Origin of the sequence: Xylophilus sp. (genome assembly GCA_009914555.1) — a bacterium.
Classification (GTDB): domain Bacteria; phylum Pseudomonadota; class Gammaproteobacteria; order Burkholderiales; family Burkholderiaceae_C; genus WNDY01.
On record WNDY01000023.1, the window covers coordinates 1 to 22,820 of the forward strand.

Annotated in this window: 27 protein-coding genes, 1 tRNA gene and 2 pseudogenes; 5 read left to right on the forward strand and 25 right to left on the reverse strand. The window is 69.0% G+C overall.

From position 1 onward, the window contains the following. Both GAK38_RS11765 and GAK38_RS11770 read left to right on the forward strand, forming a co-directional pair. A pseudogene (locus tag GAK38_RS11765) lies at positions 1-127 on the forward strand (electron transfer flavoprotein subunit alpha/FixB family protein); the annotation flags it as partial. 26 nt (positions 128-153) lie between these two features. Beyond that, positions 154-1,125 carry a tripartite tricarboxylate transporter substrate binding protein gene (locus GAK38_RS11770; protein WP_325344318.1) on the forward strand — a complete coding sequence of 324 codons (972 nt, stop codon included), beginning with the start codon at positions 154-156 and terminating at the stop codon, positions 1,123-1,125. A 24-nt stretch (positions 1,126-1,149) separates the two neighbouring features. On the opposite strand, the gene GAK38_RS11775 is transcribed toward GAK38_RS11770, so the two are convergent. Together GAK38_RS11775 and GAK38_RS11780 are read right to left on the reverse strand one after the other, a co-directional pair. Next, positions 1,150-1,473 (reverse strand): DUF1840 domain-containing protein, encoded by a 324-nt coding sequence (locus GAK38_RS11775; protein WP_325344426.1) that lies wholly within the window; start codon positions 1,471-1,473, stop codon positions 1,150-1,152. 17 nt (positions 1,474-1,490) lie between these two features. After that, positions 1,491-2,786, reverse strand: a complete 1,296-nt coding sequence (locus tag GAK38_RS11780; protein WP_443089203.1) for a class I SAM-dependent methyltransferase — start codon at positions 2,784-2,786, stop codon at positions 1,491-1,493. A 92-nt stretch (positions 2,787-2,878) separates the two neighbouring features. On the opposite strand from GAK38_RS11780, the pseudogene GAK38_RS11785 reads away from it, so the two are divergent. Continuing rightward, a pseudogene (locus GAK38_RS11785) lies at positions 2,879-3,967 on the forward strand (aminopeptidase). Here GAK38_RS11785 and GAK38_RS11790 read toward each other — a convergent pair. Both GAK38_RS11790 and GAK38_RS11795 read right to left on the reverse strand, forming a co-directional pair. Next, a complete protein-coding gene (locus GAK38_RS11790; protein WP_325344322.1) occupies positions 3,964-4,224 on the reverse strand; it encodes an acyl-CoA-binding protein in 261 nt (86 codons plus the stop codon). The pseudogene GAK38_RS11785 and the gene GAK38_RS11790 overlap by 4 nt on opposite strands. A gap of 58 nt (positions 4,225-4,282) precedes the next feature. Then, positions 4,283-5,488 (reverse strand): M20 aminoacylase family protein, encoded by a 1,206-nt coding sequence (locus GAK38_RS11795; protein WP_325344324.1) that lies wholly within the window; start codon positions 5,486-5,488, stop codon positions 4,283-4,285. Between the two features lie 95 nt (positions 5,489-5,583). Between GAK38_RS11795 and GAK38_RS11800 the strand changes: the two genes are divergently transcribed. Both GAK38_RS11800 and GAK38_RS11805 read left to right on the forward strand, forming a co-directional pair. Then, positions 5,584-6,807 (forward strand): DUF445 domain-containing protein, encoded by a 1,224-nt coding sequence (locus tag GAK38_RS11800; protein ID WP_325344326.1) that lies wholly within the window; start codon positions 5,584-5,586, stop codon positions 6,805-6,807. A 50-nt stretch (positions 6,808-6,857) separates the two neighbouring features. Next, positions 6,858-8,942, forward strand: a complete 2,085-nt coding sequence (locus GAK38_RS11805; RefSeq protein ID WP_325344328.1) for a molybdopterin-containing oxidoreductase family protein — start codon at positions 6,858-6,860, stop codon at positions 8,940-8,942. Between the two features lie 48 nt (positions 8,943-8,990). Here the strand turns inward: GAK38_RS11805 and GAK38_RS11810 are convergent, their stop codons facing one another. The 21 genes from GAK38_RS11810 to glpK form a co-directional block, all read right to left on the reverse strand. Continuing rightward, positions 8,991-10,232, reverse strand: coding sequence for a diguanylate phosphodiesterase (locus GAK38_RS11810; RefSeq protein ID WP_325344330.1), 1,242 nt, complete (start codon positions 10,230-10,232; stop codon positions 8,991-8,993). A 166-nt stretch (positions 10,233-10,398) separates the two neighbouring features. After that, positions 10,399-10,475, reverse strand: a tRNA-Met gene (locus GAK38_RS11815). 26 nt (positions 10,476-10,501) lie between these two features. Next, positions 10,502-10,900 carry a 50S ribosomal protein L17 gene (rplQ, locus tag GAK38_RS11820; protein ID WP_325344332.1) on the reverse strand — a complete coding sequence of 133 codons (399 nt, stop codon included), beginning with the start codon at positions 10,898-10,900 and terminating at the stop codon, positions 10,502-10,504. Between the two features lie 108 nt (positions 10,901-11,008). Further along, positions 11,009-11,998 (reverse strand): DNA-directed RNA polymerase subunit alpha, encoded by a 990-nt coding sequence (locus GAK38_RS11825; protein WP_325344334.1) that lies wholly within the window; start codon positions 11,996-11,998, stop codon positions 11,009-11,011. Positions 11,999-12,138: 140 nt separating this feature from the next. Further along, positions 12,139-12,762, reverse strand: coding sequence for a 30S ribosomal protein S4 (rpsD, locus tag GAK38_RS11830; RefSeq protein ID WP_325344336.1), 624 nt, complete (start codon positions 12,760-12,762; stop codon positions 12,139-12,141). A gap of 159 nt (positions 12,763-12,921) precedes the next feature. Continuing rightward, a complete protein-coding gene (gene rpsK, locus GAK38_RS11835; protein WP_325344338.1) occupies positions 12,922-13,326 on the reverse strand; it encodes a 30S ribosomal protein S11 in 405 nt (134 codons plus the stop codon). Positions 13,327-13,338: 12 nt separating this feature from the next. Then, the gene (rpsM, locus tag GAK38_RS11840) at positions 13,339-13,704 is read right to left on the reverse strand and encodes a 30S ribosomal protein S13 (protein WP_325344340.1); all 366 of its coding nucleotides are present in this window, start codon (positions 13,702-13,704) and stop codon (positions 13,339-13,341) included. 21 nt (positions 13,705-13,725) lie between these two features. Continuing rightward, positions 13,726-13,839, reverse strand: coding sequence for a 50S ribosomal protein L36 (gene rpmJ / locus GAK38_RS11845; RefSeq protein ID WP_011481465.1), 114 nt, complete (start codon positions 13,837-13,839; stop codon positions 13,726-13,728). Positions 13,840-13,896: 57 nt separating this feature from the next. Then, entirely contained in the window at positions 13,897-15,216 is a 1,320-nt protein-coding gene (gene secY, locus GAK38_RS11850) for a preprotein translocase subunit SecY (protein ID WP_325344342.1), read from the reverse strand. 33 nt (positions 15,217-15,249) lie between these two features. Next, on the reverse strand, positions 15,250-15,681 hold the full coding sequence (gene rplO / locus GAK38_RS11855) for a 50S ribosomal protein L15 (RefSeq protein WP_325344344.1): 432 nt from the start codon (positions 15,679-15,681) through the stop codon (positions 15,250-15,252). Positions 15,682-15,692: 11 nt separating this feature from the next. Continuing rightward, positions 15,693-15,875, reverse strand: a complete 183-nt coding sequence (gene rpmD / locus GAK38_RS11860) for a 50S ribosomal protein L30 (RefSeq protein ID WP_325344346.1) — start codon at positions 15,873-15,875, stop codon at positions 15,693-15,695. Positions 15,876-15,889: 14 nt separating this feature from the next. Beyond that, complete coding sequence (rpsE, locus tag GAK38_RS11865; RefSeq protein WP_325344348.1) at positions 15,890-16,411, reverse strand: 30S ribosomal protein S5; 522 nt, start codon at positions 16,409-16,411, stop codon at positions 15,890-15,892. A 17-nt stretch (positions 16,412-16,428) separates the two neighbouring features. Beyond that, positions 16,429-16,797 carry a 50S ribosomal protein L18 gene (rplR, locus tag GAK38_RS11870; protein WP_325344350.1) on the reverse strand — a complete coding sequence of 123 codons (369 nt, stop codon included), beginning with the start codon at positions 16,795-16,797 and terminating at the stop codon, positions 16,429-16,431. A gap of 11 nt (positions 16,798-16,808) precedes the next feature. Beyond that, positions 16,809-17,342, reverse strand: coding sequence for a 50S ribosomal protein L6 (gene rplF / locus GAK38_RS11875; RefSeq protein ID WP_325344352.1), 534 nt, complete (start codon positions 17,340-17,342; stop codon positions 16,809-16,811). 26 nt (positions 17,343-17,368) lie between these two features. Continuing rightward, the gene (gene rpsH / locus GAK38_RS11880; protein ID WP_325344354.1) at positions 17,369-17,764 is read right to left on the reverse strand and encodes a 30S ribosomal protein S8; all 396 of its coding nucleotides are present in this window, start codon (positions 17,762-17,764) and stop codon (positions 17,369-17,371) included. A gap of 19 nt (positions 17,765-17,783) precedes the next feature. Then, a complete protein-coding gene (gene rpsN / locus GAK38_RS11885; RefSeq protein WP_325344356.1) occupies positions 17,784-18,089 on the reverse strand; it encodes a 30S ribosomal protein S14 in 306 nt (101 codons plus the stop codon). Positions 18,090-18,098: 9 nt separating this feature from the next. After that, positions 18,099-18,638, reverse strand: a complete 540-nt coding sequence (gene rplE, locus GAK38_RS11890) for a 50S ribosomal protein L5 (protein WP_325344357.1) — start codon at positions 18,636-18,638, stop codon at positions 18,099-18,101. An 11-nt stretch (positions 18,639-18,649) separates the two neighbouring features. Beyond that, on the reverse strand, positions 18,650-18,973 hold the full coding sequence (gene rplX, locus GAK38_RS11895; RefSeq protein WP_325344359.1) for a 50S ribosomal protein L24: 324 nt from the start codon (positions 18,971-18,973) through the stop codon (positions 18,650-18,652). 13 nt (positions 18,974-18,986) lie between these two features. Beyond that, positions 18,987-19,355, reverse strand: a complete 369-nt coding sequence (rplN, locus tag GAK38_RS11900; protein ID WP_025596343.1) for a 50S ribosomal protein L14 — start codon at positions 19,353-19,355, stop codon at positions 18,987-18,989. 274 nt (positions 19,356-19,629) lie between these two features. Then, the gene (locus tag GAK38_RS11905; protein WP_325344365.1) at positions 19,630-21,231 is read right to left on the reverse strand and encodes a glycerol-3-phosphate dehydrogenase/oxidase; all 1,602 of its coding nucleotides are present in this window, start codon (positions 21,229-21,231) and stop codon (positions 19,630-19,632) included. Between the two features lie 51 nt (positions 21,232-21,282). After that, positions 21,283-22,800 carry a glycerol kinase GlpK gene (gene glpK, locus GAK38_RS11910; protein WP_325344367.1) on the reverse strand — a complete coding sequence of 506 codons (1,518 nt, stop codon included), beginning with the start codon at positions 22,798-22,800 and terminating at the stop codon, positions 21,283-21,285. Positions 22,801-22,820: the final 20 nt, after the last annotated feature.

A 22,820-nucleotide genomic window follows, 5' to 3' on the forward strand; every position in this document is an offset into this window, starting at 1 on the left:
CATGAAGGATTCGAAGGTGATCGTGGCGATCAACAAGGACGAGGAGGCGCCGATCTTCTCGGTGGCCGACTACGGGCTGGTGGGGGACCTGTTCGTCGCCGTGCCGGAGTTGGAAAAGGCGCTCTGAGGCGCGGCACCCCCAGGAGACAAGCCATGCAGATTTCCCGTCGCACCCTTTTGGGCGCGTCCGCGGCGGCCGCGCTGGCGGCGCCGGCATGGGCCGACACGCGCTGGCCCGCCCGGCCGATCCGCATCATCGTGCCCTACACGGCCGGCGGCTTCACCGACCAGATGGCCCGGCTGCTGCAGCCCGGGCTGCAGAAGGCGCTCGGGCAGGCCGTGGTGATCGACAACAAGCCGGGCGCCAACAGCATCCTCGGCGTGGACCAGCTCGCCAAGGCCGCACCCGACGGCTACACCTTCGGCGTGGTGATCGCGGCCTATGCGGCCAATACCACGCTCTATCCCAAGCTGCCCTACAACCCGAGGAAGGACTTGGCCGGCGTGTCGCTGCTCGGCGTCTCGCCGCTGGTGGCGGCCGCGGCGCCCAACGCGCCGTTCAGGACCGCGCAGGAACTGGTCGCCTACGCGAGGGCGAACCCGGGCAAGGTCGCGTTCGGCTCGTCGGGCAGCGGCTCCAGCGCCCACCTGACGACGGAGCTGCGCAAGCTCCAGACGAAGACCGACATGGTCCACGTGCCCTACAAGGGCGCGACGCCGGCACTCACCGACCTGATGGGCGGGCAGATCCCGCTGTTCCTGGATCCGCCGCCGAACCTGGTGCAGCCGGCCAGGGCCGGCAGGATCCGCCTCATCGGCGTGGCCAGCGACCAGCGCCTGGCCATCCTGCCCGACGTGCCGACGTTCGCCGAGCAGGGGATCGACGGCGTGCAGGGCAGCACCTGGGCCGCGCTGATCGCGCCGGCGGGCGTGCCGCGCGAGATCGTGCAGCGCCTGTCCGCCGAGGCGGCCCGCATCGTGCGCAGCGACGGGGTCCGCGCGCGCCTGGAGACCATGGGCACCTTCCCCGGGGGTTCGACGCCCGAGGAATGCGACCGCTTCATCGCGGCGGAAACCGTCAAGTGGGGCAAGGCGATCCGGGCAGCGAAGGTGACGGCGGACTGACCTGCCGCACGGCGCGGCAGCCCCTCAAACGCCCCAGACGACGTCCGCGCCTTCCGCCGCGCTGCGGCGCAGCAGGTCGATGAAGGGCGTGGCCCGCTGGCGCAGGCGCACCGCGTCGCGCTTGAGACTGCCACTACCCTCCTCCTCTTCGCGCTCCTCGGCGTCGGCCGCAGCGGCGTCCTCGGCCGAAACGGCGGCTTCCAGCGCGGCGATCGCGCCAGGAATCTGCGCCGCGGTCACGATGCCGGGCGAGCCGGCGCCCTTGCCGATCAGCTCCAGGATGCGCCGGCCGTCTGCCTCCAGCATGATGACGTCGGCCGCAGCCGGGGACTTGAACTTGTAGAGCATGGCTGCTGGCGGCACGGCTACTGCGCCGTGGAGGGTCCGGGCGCGTAGATGTACTCGCGGTTGAAGGGGTAGACCGATTGTGCGCCCCGGATCTCGCCCGTCTCCAGGTCGCCGTCCGGTCGCGTTGCCAGCAGTTGGTGCAGCGAGATCCAGCCGCGTTCGAAGCTCATCGCGCAGCCCGCAAGGTAGAGCCGGTAGGCCTGCAGCACGCGCTCCGCGCGGTCCGGGCCGCCGTCGCGCGCGAGGATCTCGCGGGCCGCGTCGAGCTGCGACTCCAGTGCATCGGACCAGGCCCAGAGCGTGCGCGCATAGTGCGGCCGCAGGTTCTCGGCGTCGGCCAGTTCCAGCCCGGCCTGGCTCAGGTCGTGCAGCACAGTGCTCACGTGCAGCAGTTCGCCGCCGGGGAAGATGTACTTCTCGATGAAGTCGCCCATGCCAGCGCCGAGCTGGCTGTTCGCCAGCCCGCCCGAGGTGATGCCGTGGTTCATGACCAGGCCGCCCGGGCGCACCAGGCGGCGCACGATGGAGAAGTAGTCGACCATGTGGGCGCGGCCCACATGTTCGAACATGCCGACCGAGGCCACCTTGTCGAACGGCTCGGCGGGCTGCAGGTCGCGGTAGTCGCGCAGGTCGACCCGCACCCGGCCTGCCAGGCCCTTTTCCTCGATGAGCCGCTGCACGTGCGCATGCTGGTTCTTCGACAGCGTGATGCCGGTGGCGTCCACGCCGTAGTGCTCGGCCGCCCACAGCAGCAGTCCGCCCCAGCCCGAGCCGATGTCGAGGAAGCGCTCGCCCGGCTGGAGCCGGAGCTTGCGGCAGATGTGGTCGAGCTTGGCCTCCTGCGCCTGGGCCAGCGTGAAGTCCGATTCGCGGTAATAGGCGCAGGAGTACACGCGGCGCGGATCCAGCCACAATGCGTAGAACGCATCGGACACGTCGTAGTGGAACTGGATCTGCCGGGCGTCGCGCTCCCGGGTGTGCGCGGCCAGCGACTTGGCGCGGCGCAGCGTGCGCGTCCACCAGCCGAGCTCGCCCTGCTGGATCGGGCTGCCCGGCAGCAGCGCCGCGGCGGCGGCCATGAGGTCGCGGACCGCGCCCTCGAAGCGCACCCGCCCCTCGACGATGGATTCGCCAAGCGCGCCGATCTGGCCGGCCGCCAGTTCCGCCAGCGCCTTGGCATCGCGGATGATGAGCGCGACGGCGGCGTCGGCGGCCCCCACGCGTTCGCCCGAAGGCAGTTGAAGTGTCACGGGCACCGGCAAGGTCTGCAGGCGCTGTGCGATGCGTTCCTGAACAATCGACATGGTTGTCATCCCCGGATCAGACAAGTCCGCGGCGTGGGCCGGCCGGCAGGCCGGTCCCGCGTCGCACCCGGAACCTTACACGCTCACAGGCAAACGTGCGTATCACCTGTTGCTTTAACCCGCTGCCGCTGGTCCTGGCGGCCCTCGTCCTCACGGGCTGCGCCGATACCCGCTACTATCTCGGGTCCGTGCGCGGCCACCTGGCGCTGATGAGCGCCGCCCGGCCCATCGACGACTGGCTGGCCGAGCCGGCCACCCCCGCGGCCCTGCGGCAGCGGCTCGAACTGGCGTAGCGCGCCCGCCGCTTCGCCGTCCTGCGGCTGCACCTGCCCGACAACCCCAGCTACCGCCGCTATGCCGAGCTGCACCGCCGTGCCGCGGTCTGGAACGTGGTGGCCGCGCCGCCCTATTCGCTCACGCTGCACACCTGGTGCTTTCCGGTGGCCGGCTGCGTGGGCTACCGCGGCTATTTCGACGAGGCCGATGCCCGCGCGGAGGCCGCGCGGCTGGCGCGCAGCGATGGGCTGGAGACGGCCGTCTACGGCGTGCCCGCCTATTCCACGCTGGGCTGGATGAACTGGGCCGGCGGCGATCCGCTGCTCAACACCTTCATCGGCTACCCCGAGGGCGACTTCGTGCGGCTGATGTTCCACGAACTGGCGCACCAGGTCGTCTATGCCGAGGGCGACACCGAGTTCAACGAATCCTTCGCCACGGCAGTCGAGCGGCTGGGCAGCGCGCTCTGGCTGGCCGAGCAGGCCACGCCGCAGGTGCGCGAGGCCTTCGCCCGCTCGCAGCAGCGCCGCGCCGTGTTCCGCGCGCTGGTGCGCGCTACGCGCCTGGCGCTGGAGGCGGTGTATGCCGATGCACCCGCCGACGCCACGCCCGAACTGCGGCAGGCCAAGGAGGCGGTCTACGCCCGGTTCCGCGCGCGCTATGCGGAGCTGCGCGCCCAGTGGGCGGCCGACATGCCGCCGGCCGCGCTCGCGGCGTATGACGAGTGGATCGCCGGTGCCAACAACGCGAGCTTCGGCGCGCAGGCCGCCTACGACGTGCTGGTGCCGGCCTTCGAGGCGCTGTTCGACCAGTAGGGCCGCGACTGGCCGCGCTTCTACGCAGCGGTGAAGGCGCTGGCGGAACTGCCGCGCGGCGAGCGCCACCACCGGCTGGAGGCGCTGACGGCGCGCTAGCCTTCGAGGGCAGCGATCAGGTCGATGTACTGCTGCCGCGCCGCGTCGCTGTGCGTGCCCTTGAGCCTGTTCCAGGCATCCCACTTGGCGCGGCCGACCACGTCGCTGAAGCCCGGGCGCGCGCCGTCGACGTCGCCCTGCGTGGCCTGCTTGTAGAGCGCGTAGATCTTCAGCAGCGTCGGGTTGTCCGGGCGGGCCGGCAGGTTCTTGGAGCGGGCGACGGCATCGTCGAAAGCGGCGTTCAGGTCAGCGGACATTCAGGATACTCTCCAGCTCATGGGGCCCCAGCGCGCACCAGTCGCGCGCTGCCGGGCATTACTCCCCCGCCTTGGCGGGTTGCTTGAACCACTCCTCGGCCAGCCGCACCCAGTAGGTCGCGCCCAGCGGGATCAGGTCGTCGTTGAAGTCGTAGCTCGGGTTGTGCAGCGTGCAGGGGCCGCCGCCATGCCCCGCGTCGCGGTGGCTGCCGTCGCCGTTGAAGAGGAAACAGTAGGCGCCGGGCCGGGACTGGAGCATGAAGGAGAAGTCCTCCGCAGCCATCGACGGCTCCTGCACGTCCACGCGCTGCGGCCCGACGATGCCCTCCATCACGCGGCGGGCAAAGTCGGCCTCGGCCGCCGTGTTGATCGTGGGCGGATAGTTGCGCTCGAAGACGAACTCGGCCTGCGCATCGAAGGCGCCGGCGATCTGCCCGGCGATCTGTCGCATGCGCTCCTCGATCAGGTCGAGCACTTCCAGCGTGAAGGTGCGCACCGTGCCTTCGAGCACGCAGCGATCGGGGATGACGTTGGTCGCCTCGCCCGCGTGGATCATGGTGACCGAGATGACGCCCGTGTCCAGCGGCTTCTTGTTGCGGCTCACGATGGTCTGCAGGCCCTGCACGATCTGGCAGGCGATCGGCACCGGATCCACGCCCAGGTGCGGCATGGCCGCATGGCCGCCCTTGCCGCGGATGGTGATCCTGAATTCGTTGCTCGACGCCATGACCGGCCCCGGGGCGACGGCGAAGCGGCCGGCCTCCGGTCCCGGCCAGTTGTGCAGGCCGAACACCGCATCCATCGGGAACTGCTCGAACAGCCCGTCGGCGATCATCTCGCGCGCACCGCCGCCGCCCTCCTCGGCCGGCTGGAAGATCAGGTAGACCGTGCCGTCGAAGTTGCGGTTCGCGGCCAGGTGCTGGGCCGCGGCCAGCAGCATGGCCGTGTGCCCGTCGTGGCCGCAGGCATGCATGCGCCCGGCGTGCCGGCTGGCGTGGGCGAAAGTGTTGGTCTCCTGCATCGGCAGGGCGTCCATGTCGGCGCGCAGGCCGATGGCCCTCTTGCTGGTGCCGTTCTGAACGATGCCGACCACGCCGGTGCGGCCCAGGCCCCGGTGGACCGGTATGCCCCATTCGGTGAGCTTGGACGCCACCAGGTCGGCGGTGCGGATCTCTTCGAAGCAGAGTTCGGGATGGGCGTGGATGTCGCGGCGCAGTGCGGCGATGGCGTCCGCCTGGCCGACGATGGAATCGATGACTTTCATGGGATGCGTCCTCGCAGGGCCGCAGTCTAGCCCGTCGCCGGCCCGCCGGGTATCCGGGAGAATGCGCGCATGCCTGCCAACCGACCGCCCTCGCCATGAAGCGCATCGCCCTGGCGCTGCTGGCGGCCGCGGCGCTGCTCTATGCCACGGCCGCCGCGCTGGAGCCGCACCACCCGGCCTGGGGCTACGCCGCCGCATTCGCCGAAGCCGCCATGGTCGGCGCGCTGGCCGACTGGTTCGCCGTGGTCGCGCTGTTCCGCCATCCGATGGGCCTGCCGATACCGCACACGGCCATCATCGCGCGCAACAAGGCGCGGCTGGGCGCGAACCTGGCCGACTTCCTCTGCGACCACTTCCTGCGTACGCCGCTGCTGCTGGCGAAGCTGGCGCAGTGGAGCGTTGGCCGGCGCGTGGCCGACTGGCTGCGCACGCCCGCGAACGCCGAGCGCCTGGCCGGCCATGCCGTCGCTGCGGCGCGCCATGCGCTCGGTGCCTTCGACGACGCGCGGGTGCGCGACTTCCTCGGCCGCAGCGCCGGCGCGGCGCTGTCGCGCATCGACCTGGGCGCCGCGGCCGGCCAGCTGCTGGAGGCGCTGACCGCCGACGGCCGGCACCAGGCGCTGCTCGACGACGTGCTCGACCAGCTCGGCCGGCTGCTGCAGGGCGACGACGTGCAGGCCCGCATCACCGAGGCGATCGCCCGCGAGATCCGCGCGCTGCGCTACGTCGCGCTCGACCAGGTCGCCGCACGCGCGGCCACGCGCAAGGTGGTCGCGGCGCTGGCCCGCACGCTGGGGGAGACCGCGGCCGATGCCCGGCACCCGCTGCGCCAGCGCTTCGACCAGGCGCTGCACGACTTCGCCACGCGGCTGCGCGACGACCCGGCACTGCGCGAGCGCGCCCAGGCGCTGCGCGACGCCTGGCTCGCGCAGCCGGCGCTCGCCGGCTACCTGCACGGCCTGTGGGACGAACTGCTGGGCTGGCTGCATGCCGACCTGGCGCGGCCCGACTCGGCCATCGCCCGGCGCATCGCCGCGCTCGGCGCCGGCCTGGGCCAGCGGCTGGCCGACGACGCCGCCATGCGCGGCTGGATCGACGAGCAGCTGCGCACCGCCGCGCCGCGGCTGATCGACCGCTGGCGCGAGGACATCCGCGGCTACGTGGCCGACCGCGTGGCGCAGTGGGACACCGACGAACTGGTGGATGAACTGGAGCGCCACATCGGCCGCGACCTGCAGTTCATCCGCGTCAACAGCACGCTGGTGGGCGGGCTCGCGGGGCTGGCGATTCATGCCCTCACGCAGGCGCTGCGCGGCTGATCCGTGGTGAAATCACGCGCCCCCGCCGCCCCATCGCCGCAGCTCCTGCCATGACCGCGCCCTTCGACCCTCCGGCTGCCGACGCCATCGTGCGCGGCGCCTGCCCGCACGACTGCCCCGACACCTGCGCGCTCCTCACCACCGTGCAGGCCGGCGTCGCGGTCAAGGTGCAGGGCAACCCCGACCATCCGCACACCAGCGGCGTGCTGTGCACCAAAGTCTCGCGCTACACCGAACGCACCTACCATCCCGACCGGCTGCTGCAGCCGCTGCGCCGCACCGGCCCCAAGGGCTTCGGCCGGTTCGAGCCGGTCGGCTGGGACGAAGCGCTGGACGACATCGCCGCGCGGCTGGCCGCCATCGCGCTGCGCGACCCCGAAGCCATCCTGCCCTACAGCTACGCCGGCACGATGGGCCTCGTGCAGGCCGAGAGCATGGACCGGCGCTTCTTCCACAAGCTGGGCGCATCGCTGCTCGACCGCACCATCTGCGCCTCGGCCGGCGGCGAGGCCCTGGTGCAGACGCTCGGCGGCAAGATCGGCATGAAGGTCGAGTTCTTCGCCGAATCGAAGCTGATCCTCATCTGGGGCAGCAACGCGATCACCAGCAGCCTGCACTTCTGGCGCCATGCACAGGAGGCCAAGCGCCGCGGCGCCAGGCTCGTCTGCATCGATCCGCGCCGCAGCGAGACGGCCGAGAAGTGCCACGAGCACATCGCCCTGCTGCCCGGCACCGATGCCGCGCTGGCCCTGGCGCTGATGCACGAGCTCATCGTGCACGACTGGCTCGACCACGACTACATCGCCCGCCACACGCTCGGCTGGGAGGCGCTGCGCGAGCGCGCATTGCAGTGGACGCCCGAGCGCGCCGCGGCTGTCTGCGGCCTCGACGCGGCGCAGATCCGCGCGCTGGCGCGCGACTGGGGCACGCTCCAGCCCGCCGCGATCCGGCTCAACTACGGCATGCAGCGCACCCGCGGCGGCGGCAACGCGGTGCGCGCCATCGCCTGCCTGCCCGCGCTCACCGGCGCCTGGCGCCACCGCGCCGGCGGCCTGCTGCTGAGCACCTCGGGTGCCGTGCCGGCCTGCCGCGCCGCGCTGCAGCGGCCCGACCTGCTGGGCCCGCGCCGGCCGCGCACCATCAACATGAGCACCATCGGCGACGACCTGCTGCACGACTCCTCGCCCGCGTACGGCCCGCGCATCGAGGCGCTCGTCGTCTACAACAGCAACCCGCTCGCAGTCGCACCCGAATCGACCAAGGTCGCCCGCGGCCTGGCGCGCGAGGACCTGTTCACCGTCGTCATCGAGCACTTCCAGACCGACACGGCCGACTATGCGGACTACGTGCTGCCGGCCACCACGCAGCTCGAACACTGGGACGTGCACGGCTCCTACGGCCACACCGACGTGCTGCTCAACCGCCCTGCGATCGCGCCGCGCGGCGAGGCGCGCAGCAATGCGGCCATCTTCCGCGCGCTCGCGCAGCGGCTCGGCTTCGACGACCCGTGTTTCCTCGACGACGACTACACGCTGTGCCGCCAGGCCTTCGGCCACGACGCGGTGGACTTCCAGCGCCTGCTCGACCACGGCTTCGCCACGCTGCCCGTGCCCGACGCGCCGTTCGCCGAGGGGCACTTTCCCACGCCTTCGGGCCGCTGCGAGTTCTACAGCGCGCGGCTCGCGGCGCAGGGCCTGGACGGCCTGCCCGACCATCTGCCGAACCACGAACCGGCGGGCAGTTCGGCCCGCCACCCGCTCGCGATGATCTCGCCGCCGGCGCGCAGCTTTCTCAACTCCACCTTCGCCAATGTCGGCAGCCTGCGCGCGGCCGAGCGCGAGCCGCTGCTGGAGATCCACGCCGGCGACGCGGGTGCGCGCGGCATCGCCGACGGCGACTGGGTGCGCGTCTTCAACGACCGGGGCAGCCACCGCTGCCGCGCCCGGGTGAGCGACCGGGCGCGCCCCGGCGTCGTGCATGGGCTGGGCATCTGGTGGCGCAAGTTCGGCGCCGATGGCACCAACGTGAACGAACTGACCAGCCAGGCGCTCACCGACCTGGGCCGCGCGCCGACCTTCTATGACTGCCTGGTCGAGGTGGAGAAGGGACATCTCCATATACCCCCGGCCCTATAGCCCACAAGTCGTTGCAATTCGTACGTTTCAAGGACATACCCACTGCCTTCAGGGCGTCAGCGCTGCCGTCGCCGCCGCGCCGCGGCGCGGCACCGGCCAGACCACGTCGGCCACGCCGTTGAGACGCGGCTTCGCGACCAGGAAGCCCTGGAACAGGTCCACGCCGGCGGCCCGCAGCCAGCACCATTCGTCGAACGTCTCCACGCCCTCGGCCACCGTGGTGATGCCCAGCGAGCGGCAGCATTCGACGACCGCCTTGACGATCGCCTGCCGCGGCCCGTCGGCATGGATGCCGGTGACGATCATCCGATCGATCTTGAGCTTCTCGGGCTGGAACTTCGACAGCAGCGACAGCCCGGCGAAGCCGGCGCCGAAGTCGTCGATGGCCAGCCCGATGCCCGCGGCGCGCAGGCGCTTGATCGCCGCCTGGAACGCGCCGAAATGCGAGAGGGCCTCTTCCTCGGTGATCTCCACGATGACCTGCTGTGGCGCCAGGCCGAGCGCGCGGATCTGCTCCACCAGATGATCGACCGCGTGCGGCATGTCCACCAGCGACGCCGGCAGCAGGTTGATCGACAGCCTGCACGCGCCGATGCCCACGGCCGCCGCGAGTTCGAACGCCTGCCGCTTGGATTCCAGATCGAACCGATGGAGCTGGTCGCGCGGAATGCGGTCGAAGCATTCCTGCGGCGGGCCGCCGCTGGCGCTGCGGATCAGCGCTTCGAGCGAAGAGACCTGACCCGTGGACGCGTCGACGATCGGCTGCAGCGCAAACTGGCAGGCCGTCGAAGAGTAGACCTGCGGACCGGCATCACGGAATGGCGTCGGACGCCGCTCGAAGGTCCACGACGCCGCGTCCGGCACGGCGACCGCATGGTCCCTCCACCGCCCGGAAGCGAAAGCGCGGATGAGCTTGAACGCGCGGTCGGCGGCCGGCAGAGCGGTGTCCTGCACCAGCCGCCGCACCAGCGCGTCGGCCTGCTCCGGCGGCTGGGCACGCACGTCGAACAGCTTCATGCCCCACTGGCCGAACTTGCGGCCCGGCGCATAGTCGTCGAGCAGCTTGACCACGTGGTGGTGGCGCAGGTCGGCGCAGACCCGGCGGTACACCTCCTGCACCATAGCTTCCGGCCCCTCCAGCAGCTGGAAGCAATGGCTGCCGTCGAACAGCAGGATACCGGTGATTCCCCGCGCCTCGTTGTCGGCCCGGGCCTGCCGGTCCAGCGCAGCCAGCTGCTCGGTCGTGATTTCGCCGCGCAGGCGGCTTCGGTAGACCAGGGTGGACAGCATGGCGGTTGCTCTCGTCGTGGCGTGAGGGCGGAAGGTCAGCCGCTGTGCGCAGCGCGGCAGACCCGGTTCATGGATGCCACCGGCACTGCCGGCTGCGGAAAGGACAGCCAGGGTGCCAACGAAAAAACCCGCCAGAGCAGCGCTCCGGCGGGTTCCTCTCTATTTTTGGTTGCGCGGGCAAGATTTGAACTTGCGACCTTTGGGTTATGAGCCCAACGAGCTACCAGGCTGCTCCACCGCGCGTCAACACCGCAGTTATAACCTCAATTTCAGGCTTCAGTCGAAGATTCGGTATTTTCTTCGGCGACTTCCGGACGGTCCACCAGCTCGACGATCGCGACCGGGGCGTTGTCACCCACGCGGAAGCCTGCCTTCAGGATGCGGGTGTAGCCGCCCGGGCGGTTCTTCGACAGCGGGCCGAGCACGTTGAACAGCTTGGTGACACTGTCGCGGTCGCGCAGGCGGTTGAACGCAAGGCGGCGGTTGGCCACCGTGTCAACCTTCGCCAGCGTGATCAGCGGCTCGACGATGCGGCGCAGTTCCTTGGCCTTCGGCACGGTCGTCTTGATGACTTCGTGCTCGATCAGCGAGTTCGTGAGGTTGCGGAACAGCGCTTGGCGATGCGAGCTGGTGCGGTTGAGTTTGCGGAGTCCGTTTCCGTGACGCATGACGAATGACCTTTCGTGTCGTTATGAATAACAGGCAGCCGGATCAGGTACTGCCTGGGGTACGTCCCGGCAGCGCTTGGCTGGCAAGCGCTGCGAAGGGATACTCTCTTAGCGCTTTTCGAGGCCAGCCGGCGGCCAGGCTTCGAGCTTCATGCCGAGCGTGAGCCCGCGCGAAGCCAGCACTTCCTTGATCTCGTTGAGCGACTTGCGGCCGAGGTTCGGCGTCTTGAGCAGTTCGTTCTCGGTGCGCTGGATCAGGTCGCCGATGTAGTAGATGTTCTCGGCCTTCAGACAGTTGGCCGAGCGCACCGTGAGTTCGAGCTCGTCGACCGGACGCAGCAGGATCGGATCGAACGCGGCCTTGCCGCGCGGCGCCGGTGCATCGAACGCGGCCAGTTCGCCGCCTTCGAGCTGCGCGAACACCGCGAGCTGTTCCACCAGGATCTTGGCCGAGGCGCGCACCGCGTCTTCGGCCGAGATGGCGCCGTTGGTCTCGATCTCGACCACGAGCTTGTCGAGGTCGGTGCGCTGCTCCACGCGGGCGCTCTCGACCGTGTAGCTCACGCGCTTGATCGGCGAGAACGACGCGTCGAGCACGATGCGGCCGATCGACTTGGTCGGCTCGTCGGCATAGCGGCGCAGGTTGCCGGGCACGTAGCCGCGGCCCTTCTCCACCTTGATCTGCACATCGAGCTTGCCGCCCTGCGACAGCGTGGCGATGACATGGTCCGGGTTGATGATCTCGACGTCGTGCGGCGTCTGGATGTCGCGCGCCGTGACCGGACCCTCGCCTTCCTTGCGCAGGGCCAGCGTCACCTCGTCGCGGTTGTGGAGCTTGAACACCACGCCCTTGAGGTTCAGCAGGATGTTGACCACGTCCTCCTGGACGCCGTCGATCGACGAGTACTCGTGGAGCACGCCGGCGATCGTCACTTCGGTCGCTGCGTAGCCCACGAGCGACGACAGCAGCACGCGCCGGATGGCATTGCCGAGCGTATGGCCGTAGCCACGCTCGAACGGCTCGAGCGTGACCTTGGCACGGTTCGGGCCGATCTGCTCAACGTTGATCGTCTTGGGCTTCAGCAAATTGGTTTGCATGCAGAACTTCCTCTCAATACCCCCGGCTCGTTACACCGGTAAGGCTGGTGAAGCACCCGCACCGCGATGCCTCGCGGTCGGGAACGTTTGAATCGTGGGAGGCGGCCGGCGCGGATGGGAGCAGCACCGGCCCGTACCGATCAACGCGAGTACAGTTCGACGATCAGCGATTCGTTGATGTCCGAACCGAACTCGTCGCGGTCCGGCGCTTTCTTGAAGATGCCTTCGACCTTCTCGACGTTCACTTCGACCCAGCCGGGGATGCCGACTTGCTGGGCCAGTTGCAGGGATTCGACGATGCGGGCCTGCTTCTTGGACTTCTCGCGCACGGCGACCACATCGCCCGGCTTGACCAGGTAGGAAGCCACGTTGACCGACTGGCCGTTGACCGTGATCGCCTTGTGCGACACCAGCTGGCGCGCCTCGGCGCGGGTCGAGCCGAAGCCCAGGCGGTAGACGACATTGTCCAGGCGCGACTCGAGCAGCGACAGCAGGTTGGCGCCGGTGTTGCCCTTGCGCGCGTCGGCCTGCTCGAAGTAGCGGCGGAACTGGCGCTCCAGCACGCCGTAGGTGCGCTTGACCTTCTGCTTCTCGCGCAGCTGCAGACCGTAGTCGGACGTGCGCGAGCCGGAGGTGCGGCCGTGCTGACCCGGCTTGGAGTCGAACTTCGCCTTGTCGGCGATCGAGCGGCGTGCGCTCTTCAGAAAGAGGTCGGTGCCTTCGCGGCGGGAGAGTTTGGCCTTGGGGCCGAGGTAGCGTGCCACTTGAATGTCCTTGTGTCTTGTTCAGCTGCCATGCGGCCGGCAGGTGTGCTGCATGGGAGCCGGTCGCCCGGGGACGGCCGGCAGTGGGCTTCAGAAAGTCGAAACTACGAGAAAAAGCCCGCGATTATACATCGCAGGCAGGCGACTGGCCCAAAAGGCTCAGACGCGGCGGCGCTTCTGCGGGCGACAGCCGTTGTGCGGGACCGGCGTCACATCGGAGATCGACGTGATGCGGATGCCGAGCGCGCCGAGCGCTCGCACCGACGACTCGCGACCCGGGCCGGGGCCCTTGATCTCGACGTCGAGGTTCTTGATGCCCTGCTCGATCGCGGCACGGCCGGCGACTTCCGATGCGACCTGGGCGGCGAACGGGGTCGACTTGCGCGAACCCTTAAAGCCCTGACCACCCGACGAAGCCCACGACAGGGCGTTTCCCTGGCGGTCGGTGATCGTGATGATGGTGTTGTTGAACGAGGCGTGCACGTGCGCAATGCCGTCGGAGACGTTCTTGCGGACCTTCTTGCGCACGCGCTGCGCTGCGTTGTTGGCGGGAGACTTGGCCATGGTGATCCTTGTTTACTTCTTCAGGGCCGCTGCACCCTTGCGCGGGCCCTTGCGGGTGCGGGCGTTGGTGCGCGTGCGCTGACCGCGCAGCGGCAGGCCGCGGCGGTGGCGGAAGCCGCGGTAGCTGCCGATGTCGATCAGCCGCTTGATGTTCATCGTCGTCTCGCGGCGCAGATCGCCTTCGATCGTGAACTGGGCGATCTGGTCGCGGATCTTCTCGAGGTCGGCGTCCGTCAGGTCCTTGACCTTCTTGGCGTAGTCGATGCCGGAAGCTTCCAGGATCTTGCGCGCGCGGGTGCGGCCGATACCGAAGATGGAGGTCAGGCCGATCTCCGCGTGCTTGTGCGGAGGAATGTTGATGCCAGCAATACGTGCCATGTGCGTCCTCTAAAACTCTTCTCAACCCTGGCGCTGCTTGTGGCGCGGGTCGGTACAGATCACGCGCACCACACCCTTGCGGCGGATGATCTTGCAGTTGCGGCAGATTTTCTTGACCGAAGCCGAAACTCTCATTGCTTTCTCCTAGAACTCAGATTCATTCCGGCTCGTCCGGAACCCAAAAAACCAGACTCAACCACCCAGCGTCGTCTTGAAGTTGGCCTTCTTCAGCAGCGATTCGTACTGCTGCGACATCAGGTAGTTCTGCACCTGTGCCATGAAGTCCATCGTCACGACCACGATGATCAGCAAGGACGTGCCGCCGAAATAGAACGGCACGTTGTACTTGAGGATCAGGAACTCGGGCAGCAGGCACACGAAGGTGATATAGACCGCACCGGCCAGCGTCAGCCGCACCAGGATCCGGTCGATGTAGCGCGCCGTCTGGTCGCCGGGACGGATCCCGGGGATGAAGGCGCCGCTCTTCTTCAGGTTGTCGGCCGTCTCCCTGCTGTTGAACACGAGCGCCGTGTAGAAGAAGCAGAAGAAGACGATCGCCGTGGCGTACAGCAGCACGTAGATCGGCTGGCCCGGCGTCAGCGCGCCGGCGATGTCCTTGAGCCAGCGCACCGAGTCGCCGGTGGAGAACCAGTTCACCACGGTCGCGGGCAGCAGGATGATCGACGAGGCGAAGATCGGCGGGATCACGCCGGCCATGTTCAGCTTGAGCGGCAGATGCGACGACTGGCCGCCGTAGACCTTGTTGCCGACCTGGCGGCGCGCATAGTTCACGAGGATCTTGCGCTGGCCGCGCTCCACGAACACCACGAACCAGGTCACGAGCGCCACGATGGCGACGATCAGGATCGCCGCGAGGATGCTCATGGCGCCGGTGCGCACGAGTTCGAGCAGGCCGCCGATCGATCCGGGCAGACCCGCGGCGATGCCGCCGAAGATCAGGATCGAGATGCCGTTGCCCAGGCCGCGCTCGGTGATCTGCTCGCCGAGCCACATCAGGAACATGGTGCCGGCCGTGAGGCTCACGACCGCCGTGAGGCGGAAGCCGAAGCCCGGGCTCAGCACGAGGCCGGCCGAGCTTTCGAGCGCCACCGCGATGCCGAACGACTGGAACAGCGCGAGGCCGAGCGTGCCGTAGCGGGTGTACTGTGTGATCTTGCGCCGGCCGGCCTCGCCTTCCTTCTTCAGCTGTTCGAACGTCGGAAGGACATAGGTCAGCAGCTGCATGATGATCGATGCCGAGATGTACGGCATGATCCCCAGCGCGAAGACCGTGAAGCGCGACAGCGCCCCGCCCGAGAACATGTTGAACAGGTTCAGGATGCCGCCCTGCTGGCTGTTGAACAGCTGCTGGAGCTGCGTCGGGTCGATGCCCGGCACAGGGATGTGGGCGCCGATGCGGTACACCACCAGCGCGAGCAGCAGAAAGACCAGCCGGCGACGCAGGTCGCCGAACTTGCCGGTCTTCGCGATCTGGGCTGCGCTAGTGGCCACGGCGGTCGTCCTTCCGCATGCTGCCGCGGGTCATCAGGCCAGGCTGCCGCCGGCGGCTTCGATCGCCGCCTTCGCGCCTGCCGTGGCACCGATGCCGTTGAGCTTGACCGCCTTGCTGATCGCGCCGCTCTTGACGACCTTCACGACCTTGGCGAGCTGGCCCACGAGACCGGCCTGCTTCAGCGCAAGCACGTCCACCTCGGCCAGGCCGAGCTGTTCGAGCGACGCCAGCGTGACTTCGGCGTTGAACTTCAGCGACTGCGACTTGAAGCCGCGCTTGGGCAGACGGCGCTGCAGGGGCATCTGGCCGCCTTCGAAGCCGACCTTGTGGTAGCCGCCCGCGCGGGACTTCTGTCCCTTGTGGCCGCGGCCTGCGGTCTTGCCGAGGCCCGAACCGATGCCGCGGCCGACGCGACGCTTGGCGTGCTTGGCGCCGGCTGCCGGCTTGATGGTATTGAGTGGCATGTCCTCGCCTCTTAGAGCACTTTGACCAGATAGCTGATCTTGTTGATCATGCCGCGCACTTCGGGGCTGTCCTTGAGCTCGCTCACGCTGTTGAGCTTGCGCAGGCCCAGGCCTCGGACGGTGTCGCGGTGCGATTGCTTGGTGCCAATGGGGCTGCGCACCAATTGGACCTTCACGGTTTGGGGGGTCGTCATGTCGAAACTCCCGTTCAGGCGGTGAAGATGTCTTCGACCGACTTGCCGCGCTTGGCCGCCACTTCGGCCGGCGTGGTCGAATGGATGAGGGCGTCGAACGTGGCACGGACCATGTTGTAGGGGTTGGACGAACCGTGGCTCTTGGCCACGATGTCGGTCACGCCCAGCACTTCGAGGACGGCGCGCATCGGGCCGCCGGCGATGATGCCGGTACCCTTCGGAGCCGGAGCCAGGAACACGCGGGCTGCGCCATGGTGGCCGAAGACCTGGTGGTGCAGCGTGCCGTTCCTGAGCGAAACCTTCTTCAGGTTGCGGCGCGCTTCTTCCATGGCCTTCTGCACGGCAGCCGGCACTTCCTTGGACTTGCCCTTGCCGAAGCCGACGCGACCGTCGTCATCGCCGACCACGGTCAGTGCCGCGAAGCCGAGGATGCGGCCGCCCTTGACGACCTTGGTCACGCGGTTGACCGCGATCATCTTCTCGCGCAGACCGTCGTCCTGACCTTCGGTTTGCACTTTGGGTTGAAATTTAGCCATTTGTAGATCCGATCCGCTTAGAACTGCAGGCCCGCTTCGCGGGCAGCTTCGGCCAGGGCCTTGACGCGGCCGTGGAAGGCGAAGCCCGAGCGGTCGAAAGCCACCTTCTCGACGCCGGCAGCCTTGGCCTTCTCGGCGATGCGCTTGCCGATGATGGAGGCCGCGGCGGTGTTGCCACCCTTGCCGGAGCCGCCGAGCGACTTGCGCACATCGGCTTCCGCGGTCGAGGCGGAGGCGATCACCTTGCCGCCGTCGCCGGAGATCACGCTGGCGTAGATGTGGAGGTTGGTGCGGTTCACCGTCAGACGGGCCACGCCTTGCTGGGCGATGCGGACACGGGTCTGGCGGGCGCGACGCAGACGCTGCTCTTTCTTGGTCAAAGACATGCTGCAGCTCCTTACTTCTTCTTGGTCTCTTTGATCGTGATCTTCTCATCCGCATAGCGGATGCCCTTGCCCTTGTAGGGCTCGGGAGGACGGATCGCGCGCACTTCGGCGGCGATCTGGCCGACGCGCTGGCGGCCGGCGCCCTTGATCACGATTTCGGTCGGGGTCGGCGTCGCCACGGTGATGCCGACGGGGAAGTCGACGATCACGGGGTGCGAGTAGCCGGCCGCGACGTTGAGCTTCTGGCCCTGGGCCTGGGCCTTGTAGCCCACGCCGACGAGCGTCAGCTTCTTCTCGAAGCCCTTGGTCACGCCGACAACCAGGTTGTTCACCAGTTGGCGGACGGTGCCGGACAGGGCGTTGGCTTCGCGCGACTCGTCCACCGGGGTGAACGTCAGCTTGCCTGCGTTGTTGGCGACCTTGACCAGGGGGTTCAGGTCGAGCGACAGCGTGCCGCCAGCGCCCTTGACGCTGATCGTGTCGCTGTTCAGGGTCACATCCACGCCTTGCGGGATGGCCACGGGCAGTTTTCCTACGCGGGACATTTCAGTTTCTCTCCTCGATGCCGCGGTTAGGCCACGTAGGCCAGGATTTCGCCACCGATGCCGGCAGCGCGCGCCTTGCGATCGGTCACCACACCCTGCGGAGTGCTGACGATGGCCACGCCCAGGCCGTTCTGGACCTGGGGGATGGCGTCGCGACCCTTGTACACGCGCAGGCCGGGACGGCTGACGCGCTCGATGCGTTCGATGACCGGACGGCCGGCGTAGTACTTCAGGGTGATTTCGAGTTCGCTCTTGCCGCCCTCGGTCTTCACCTGGAAGTCCTCGATGTAGCCCTCGTCCTTCAGCACTTGCACGATGGCGACTTTCACCTTCGACGAAGGGATGGCCACGGTGGGCTTGGACACCAGCTGGGCATTGCGGAGGCGGGTCAGCAGGTCGGCGATGGGATCACTCATGCTCATGTCGAATCTCCTGCCCTGCTTACCAGCTGGCCTTGGTCACGCCGGGGATGTCGCCGGCGAAAGCCAGTTCACGGATCTTGGCACGGGCCAGGCCGAACTGACGGAAGGTGCCACGTGGGCGGCCAGTGATCTCGCAGCGGTTGCGCTGGCGCGTCGGGTTGGCGTTGCGCGGGAGCTTCTGCAGGGCCAGGCGGGCCGCCGCGCGCTCTTCGTCGCTGAGCTTGGCATTGTTGGAAGCCGCCTTCAGTTCGGCATGCTTCGTCGCGTACTTGGCTGCCAGTTTTTCGCGCTTGAGTTCGCGCTGGATCAAAGCTACTTTAGCCACGATAACCCTTTAGTTCTTGAACGGGAAACGGAAGCCCGCGAGAAGCGCCTTGGCCTCCTCGTCGGTCTTGGCCGTCGTGGTGATGCTGATGTTCAGGCCGCGCAGGGCATCGACCTTCTCGTACTCGATTTCCGGGAAGATGATCTGTTCCTTGACGCCGATGTTGTAGTTGCCGCGGCCGTCGAACGCACGGCCGGAGATGCCGCGGAAGTCACGCACGCGCGGCAGGGCCACGGTGATGAAACGGTCGAGGAATTCGTACATCGTGACGCCGCGCAGCGTGACGACCGCGCCGATCGGCTGGCCTTCGCGGATCTTGAAGCCTGCGATGGCCTTCTTGGCCTTGGTGACGACGGGCTTCTGGCCGGCGATCTTGGTCAGGTCGCCCACGGCGTTGTCCAGGACCTTCTTGTCGGCCACGGCTTCGCCCACGCCCATGTTGAGCGTGATCTTGGTGATGCGCGGGACCTGCATCGGCGAGGTGTAGCCAAACTTCTCGATCAGATCCTTGGCGATCTTTTCGCGGTAGTGTTGTTGGAGTCGTGCCATGTCTTTACCCCTCAGGCAGCCTTGATTTCTTCGCCGCTGGACTTGAAGACGCGAACGCGCTTGCCGTCGGCCAGCAGCTTGATGGCGACGCGGTCGGCCTTGCCCGTGGCGGCATTGACAATAGCCACGTTGGACTGGTGAATGGCGGCCGACTTCTCGACGATGCCGCCGGTGGTGCCCTTCAGGGGGTTCGGCTTGACGTGCTTCTTGACGAGGTTGACGCCCTCGACGATCAGGTGCGTTTCGTCCTTGCGCAGCGCGACCTTGCCGCGCTTGCCCTTGTCACGGCCGGCGATGACGATGACCTCGTCGCCCTTGCGAATCTTGTTGACCATGGTGGCGCGTCCTTCAGAGAACTTCGGGAGCCAGCGACACGATCTTCATGAACTTCTCGGTACGCAGTTCACGCGTCACGGGTCCGAAGATGCGGGTGCCGATGGGTTCGAGCTTGGCGTTGAGCAGCACGGCTGCGTTGCCGTCGAACTTGACGAGGGAGCCGTCGCCGCGGCGGATGCCCTTGGCGGTGCGCACGACCACGGCGCTGTAGACCTCGCCCTTCTTGACGCGGCCACGCGGAGCGGCTTCCTTGATGCTCACCTTGATGATGTCGCCCACGCTCGCATAGCGGCGCTTCGATCCGCCGAGCACCTTGATGCACAGGACGGACTTCGCGCCGGTGTTGTCGGCGACGTCTAACCGGGATTCTGTCTGGATCATTTCAATATTCCCAACTTGCACCAGTTGATGTTGCGGGCCCCAAGCGCCTTCCTTGCGGGGGAAGCGCGCCGTTTGGCCTGCGAACGAGTCAGCCAGTCAGTCTTGGGCCCGTCGTCCACGCCGCGAACCCATTTCGCGGCGCTTCCGCGCTGCGAAACCAGAGGTCCGCGGCGCTTCGTTTGGGGCAGATTTCCGCTTTTTTCAAAGCGAAGCCCGCGATTATGGCAAAGACGCGGCTACGGGTCAAGCGCGTTGAAAGCGCCGCGGCGGTGGATCAGTCCGGCAGCCGGCCGTACTGGTGCGCCAGCGCCAGGAAGGCGGCGAGCTGCGGGTCGGTGGCGGTCTCCTCCTCCAGCACCGAGGCGACCGCCGCGGCCGTGGCCGCAGCCACGCGGGCGTCGAGGAACAGCAGCCGCCAGCGGCGCGCGAGCATGTCCTCGATGGTGCGCGCGTATTCGTGGCGGGCGGCGAAGCGGACCATGGCCTCGGTCAGCCCGCCGCCGAGCACGCGGTGGGCACCGGGCAGCGCGCGCACCGCGGCCTCCTCGGTGCCGTAGCTGTGCCAGCCCTGCGCATCAGCCAGCGAGGTGGCCGACGACGGCGGCGCGCCGACCAGGCGCAGCCGCTCGGTGACGCCGGCGCGGCGCGTGGGCAGCAGCCCGGCGTCGAAGCATTTCTGCAGCACGTCCTCGGCCATCGCGCGGTAGGTGGTCCATTTGCCGCCGGTCACGCTGACCAGGCCGCTGGCGCTGGCCAGTACCGTGTGCTCGCGGCTGATGGTCTTGGTGTCCCGCGCCTGTGCCTCGGGCCTGACCAGCGGGCGCAGCCCGACCCAGACGCTGCGCACGTCGGCCGCGCCGGGCGCGCGCTGGAGGTAGCGGGCGCTTTCGCTGAGGATGAATTCGACCTCGGCGCGGAACGGCTCCGGCTCGGGCGGCAGATCGCTGCGCGGCGTGTCGGTCGTGCCGAGGATGAGCTTGCCGAGCCACGGCACGGCGAACAGCACCCGGCCGTCGGCCGTCCTGGGCACGAGCAGCGCGTGGCGCGACGGCAGGAAGTCGCGGTCGACCACCAGGTGCACGCCCTGGCTCGGCGAGACGATGGGCGCGGCCGGCCGGCCGGTGGCCTCGCCGTCCTGCTGGCGCAGCGCGTCGACCCAGACGCCGGTGGCGTTGACGACTGCGCGCGCGCGCAGTCGGTAGCGCTGGCCGGTCTCGGTGTCCTCGCAATCCAGGCCGGCGACCTTGCCGTCCTCGTGCACCAGGCCGCGCGCGGCGACGTGGTTGACGACGAGCGCACCTTCGCGCGCCGCGGTGCGGGCCAGCGCGAGCGCAAGCCGGGCGTCGTCGAACTGGCCGTCCCAGTACTGCACACCGCCGGCCAGGCCGTCGGTGCGCAGCCCCGGCAGACGCTCGGCCGTGCGGGCGCGGCCGAGGAAGTCGGTGGCGCCGAGGCCCGCGCGGCCGGCCAGCAGGTCGTAGGCCTTGAGGCCGGCGCCGTAGAACGGCTGCTCCCACCAGCGGTAGGCCGGCATGACGAACGGCAGCGGCTGCGCCAGGTGCGGCGCGTTGGCCAGCAGCGTGGTGCGCTCGTGCAGCGCCTCGCGCACCAGCGCGATGTTGCCCTGCGCCAGATAGCGCACGCCGCCGTGCACCAGCTTGGTCGCGCGCGAGGAGGTGCCCTTGGCGAAGTCGTCGGACTCGACCAGCACGACCGAGAAGCCGCGCGCCGCGGCGTCCAGCGCCACGCCGAGGCCGGTGGCGCCGCCGCCGACGACGGCCAGGTCCCAGGTGCGCGGCTCGGCCAGGCGGTCGAGGAGGGAACGGCGGTCGGTGGGCAGCGGTGCAGGAATGGCGGCAGCGGGAGCGGAAGTCATGGAAGGCGATGGTACGCGGCGGCCACGGGCCGGGCGGCGCTCAGGCGGCCGTCACAGGGCCCATTTCCGCGCGCGGTCGACCGCCTGGCGCCAGCGCGCGTGGCGCGCTTGGCGGGCGGCCGCGTCGAGCGCCGGCGCGAAGCGCCGGTCCGCCGCCCACAGGGCCGCGATCTCGTCGCCGCCCGACCAGAAGCCGACCGCGAGCCCCGCGAGGTAGGCCGCGCCGAGCGCCGTGGTCTCGGTGACCTTGGGCCGCACCACCGGCACGCCGAGCACGTCGGCCTGCAGCTGCATCAGCAGGTCGTTGGTGCTGGCACCGCCGTCCACGCGCAGCTCGGCCAGCGGCAGGCCGGCGTCGCGCTCCATCGCGGCGAACACGTCGGCGACCTGCCAGGCGATGGATTCGAGCGCGGCGCGCGCGATGTGGGCGCGCGTGGTGCCGCGCGTCATGCCGATGAGCACGGCCCGGGCATGGCTGTCCCAGTCGGGCGCGCCGAGGCCGGCGAACGCGGGCACGAGGTGGACGTCGCCGCTGTCGGGCACGCTGGCGGCCAGGGCCTCGACCTCGGGCGCGCTGCGGATGATCTGCAGCCCGTCGCGCAGCCACTGGACCGTGGCGCCGGCCATGAAGACGCCACCTTCGAGGCAGTATGCTGTCGCAGCGCCCGATTCACGGGGACCCTGCCAGCCTACTGTGGTGAGTAAGCGGTTGCGGCTGGGCACGGCGGTGGTGCCGGTGTTGAGCAGCATGAAGCAGCCGGTGCCGTAGGTGTTCTTGGCCATGCCGGGCGCGAAGCAGGCCTGGCCGAAGGTGGCCGCCTGCTGGTCGCCCGCGATGCCGGCGATCGGCAGCGCCGCGCCCAGCAGCGACGGCTCGGCCGTGCCGACCACGCCGCTGCTCGGCACCACCTGCGGCAGCACCGCGCGCGGAATGCGCAGCAGCGCGAGCAGTTCGTCGCTCCAGTCGCCCGCGTGGATGTCGTAGAGCATGGTGCGCGAGGCGTTGCTCGCGTCGGTCGCATGCACCGGCGCGCGGCCGGCGCCGGCGGTCAGGTTCCAGACGAGCCAGCTGTCGACCGTGCCGAAGGCGAGTTCGCCGCGCTCGGCCCGCTGGCGCGCGCCCGGCACCTCGTCGAGCAGCCAGGCGAGCTTGGTGCCCGAGAAATAGGCGTCGATGACGAGGCCGGTACGCCGCTGGATCAGCGCGCCGTGGCCGGCCGCGGCCAGCACGTCGCAGGCGGCGGCGGTGCGCCGGTCCTGCCAGACAATGGCGTTGGCCACCGGCTCGCCGCTCGCGCGGTCCCAGAGCACGACGGTCTCGCGCTGGTTGGTGATGCCCAGGGCCGCGACCTCGACCGCGCCGTGCCGCGCGCGGGCCTGGCGCAGGCAGGCGCGGGCCACGGCCAGCTGCGACTCCCAGATCTCCCAGGCGTCGTGCTCCACCCAGCCGGGGCGCGGGAAGATCTGGCGGAACTCGCGCTGGGCGCTGGCGACGGCCGTGCCGGCGCGGTCGAAAAGGATGGCACGCGAGCTGGTCGTGCCCTGGTCGAGGGCGAGGATGGTCTGCATCGCCCGAGGCTAACCGCAGC

What these genes read in the sequence shown, in the direction of transcription:
- GAK38_RS11770 (WP_325344318.1), top strand. Translation starts at nt 154, where the DNA reads ATGCAGATTTCCCGTCGCACCCTTTTGGGCGCGTCCGCGGCGGCCGCG.
- GAK38_RS11775 (WP_325344426.1), bottom strand. Translation starts at nt 1,473, where the DNA reads ATGCTCTACAAGTTCAAGTCCCCGGCTGCGGCCGACGTCATCATGCTG.
- GAK38_RS11780 (WP_443089203.1), bottom strand. Translation starts at nt 2,786, where the DNA reads ATGACAACCATGTCGATTGTTCAGGAACGCATCGCACAGCGCCTGCAG.
- GAK38_RS11790 (WP_325344322.1), bottom strand. Translation starts at nt 4,224, where the DNA reads ATGTCCGCTGACCTGAACGCCGCTTTCGACGATGCCGTCGCCCGCTCC.
- GAK38_RS11795 (WP_325344324.1), bottom strand. Translation starts at nt 5,488, where the DNA reads ATGAAAGTCATCGATTCCATCGTCGGCCAGGCGGACGCCATCGCCGCA.
- GAK38_RS11800 (WP_325344326.1), top strand. Translation starts at nt 5,584, where the DNA reads ATGAAGCGCATCGCCCTGGCGCTGCTGGCGGCCGCGGCGCTGCTCTAT.
- GAK38_RS11805 (WP_325344328.1), top strand. Translation starts at nt 6,858, where the DNA reads ATGACCGCGCCCTTCGACCCTCCGGCTGCCGACGCCATCGTGCGCGGC.
- GAK38_RS11810 (WP_325344330.1), bottom strand. Translation starts at nt 10,232, where the DNA reads ATGCTGTCCACCCTGGTCTACCGAAGCCGCCTGCGCGGCGAAATCACG.
- rplQ (WP_325344332.1), bottom strand. Translation starts at nt 10,900, where the DNA reads ATGCGTCACGGAAACGGACTCCGCAAACTCAACCGCACCAGCTCGCAT.
- GAK38_RS11825 (WP_325344334.1), bottom strand. Translation starts at nt 11,998, where the DNA reads ATGCAAACCAATTTGCTGAAGCCCAAGACGATCAACGTTGAGCAGATC.
- rpsK (WP_325344338.1), bottom strand. Translation starts at nt 13,326, where the DNA reads ATGGCCAAGTCTCCCGCCAACAACGCAGCGCAGCGCGTGCGCAAGAAG.
- rpsM (WP_325344340.1), bottom strand. Translation starts at nt 13,704, where the DNA reads ATGGCACGTATTGCTGGCATCAACATTCCTCCGCACAAGCACGCGGAG.
- rpmJ (WP_011481465.1), bottom strand. Translation starts at nt 13,839, where the DNA reads ATGAGAGTTTCGGCTTCGGTCAAGAAAATCTGCCGCAACTGCAAGATC.
- rplO (WP_325344344.1), bottom strand. Translation starts at nt 15,681, where the DNA reads ATGCCACTCAATACCATCAAGCCGGCAGCCGGCGCCAAGCACGCCAAG.
- rpmD (WP_325344346.1), bottom strand. Translation starts at nt 15,875, where the DNA reads ATGACGACCCCCCAAACCGTGAAGGTCCAATTGGTGCGCAGCCCCATT.
- rpsE (WP_325344348.1), bottom strand. Translation starts at nt 16,411, where the DNA reads ATGGCTAAATTTCAACCCAAAGTGCAAACCGAAGGTCAGGACGACGGT.
- rplR (WP_325344350.1), bottom strand. Translation starts at nt 16,797, where the DNA reads ATGTCTTTGACCAAGAAAGAGCAGCGTCTGCGTCGCGCCCGCCAGACC.
- rplF (WP_325344352.1), bottom strand. Translation starts at nt 17,342, where the DNA reads ATGTCCCGCGTAGGAAAACTGCCCGTGGCCATCCCGCAAGGCGTGGAT.
- rpsH (WP_325344354.1), bottom strand. Translation starts at nt 17,764, where the DNA reads ATGAGCATGAGTGATCCCATCGCCGACCTGCTGACCCGCCTCCGCAAT.
- rplE (WP_325344357.1), bottom strand. Translation starts at nt 18,638, where the DNA reads ATGGCACGACTCCAACAACACTACCGCGAAAAGATCGCCAAGGATCTG.
- rplX (WP_325344359.1), bottom strand. Translation starts at nt 18,973, where the DNA reads ATGGTCAACAAGATTCGCAAGGGCGACGAGGTCATCGTCATCGCCGGC.
- rplN (WP_025596343.1), bottom strand. Translation starts at nt 19,355, where the DNA reads ATGATCCAGACAGAATCCCGGTTAGACGTCGCCGACAACACCGGCGCG.
- GAK38_RS11905 (WP_325344365.1), bottom strand. Translation starts at nt 21,231, where the DNA reads ATGACTTCCGCTCCCGCTGCCGCCATTCCTGCACCGCTGCCCACCGAC.
- glpK (WP_325344367.1), bottom strand. Translation starts at nt 22,800, where the DNA reads ATGCAGACCATCCTCGCCCTCGACCAGGGCACGACCAGCTCGCGTGCC.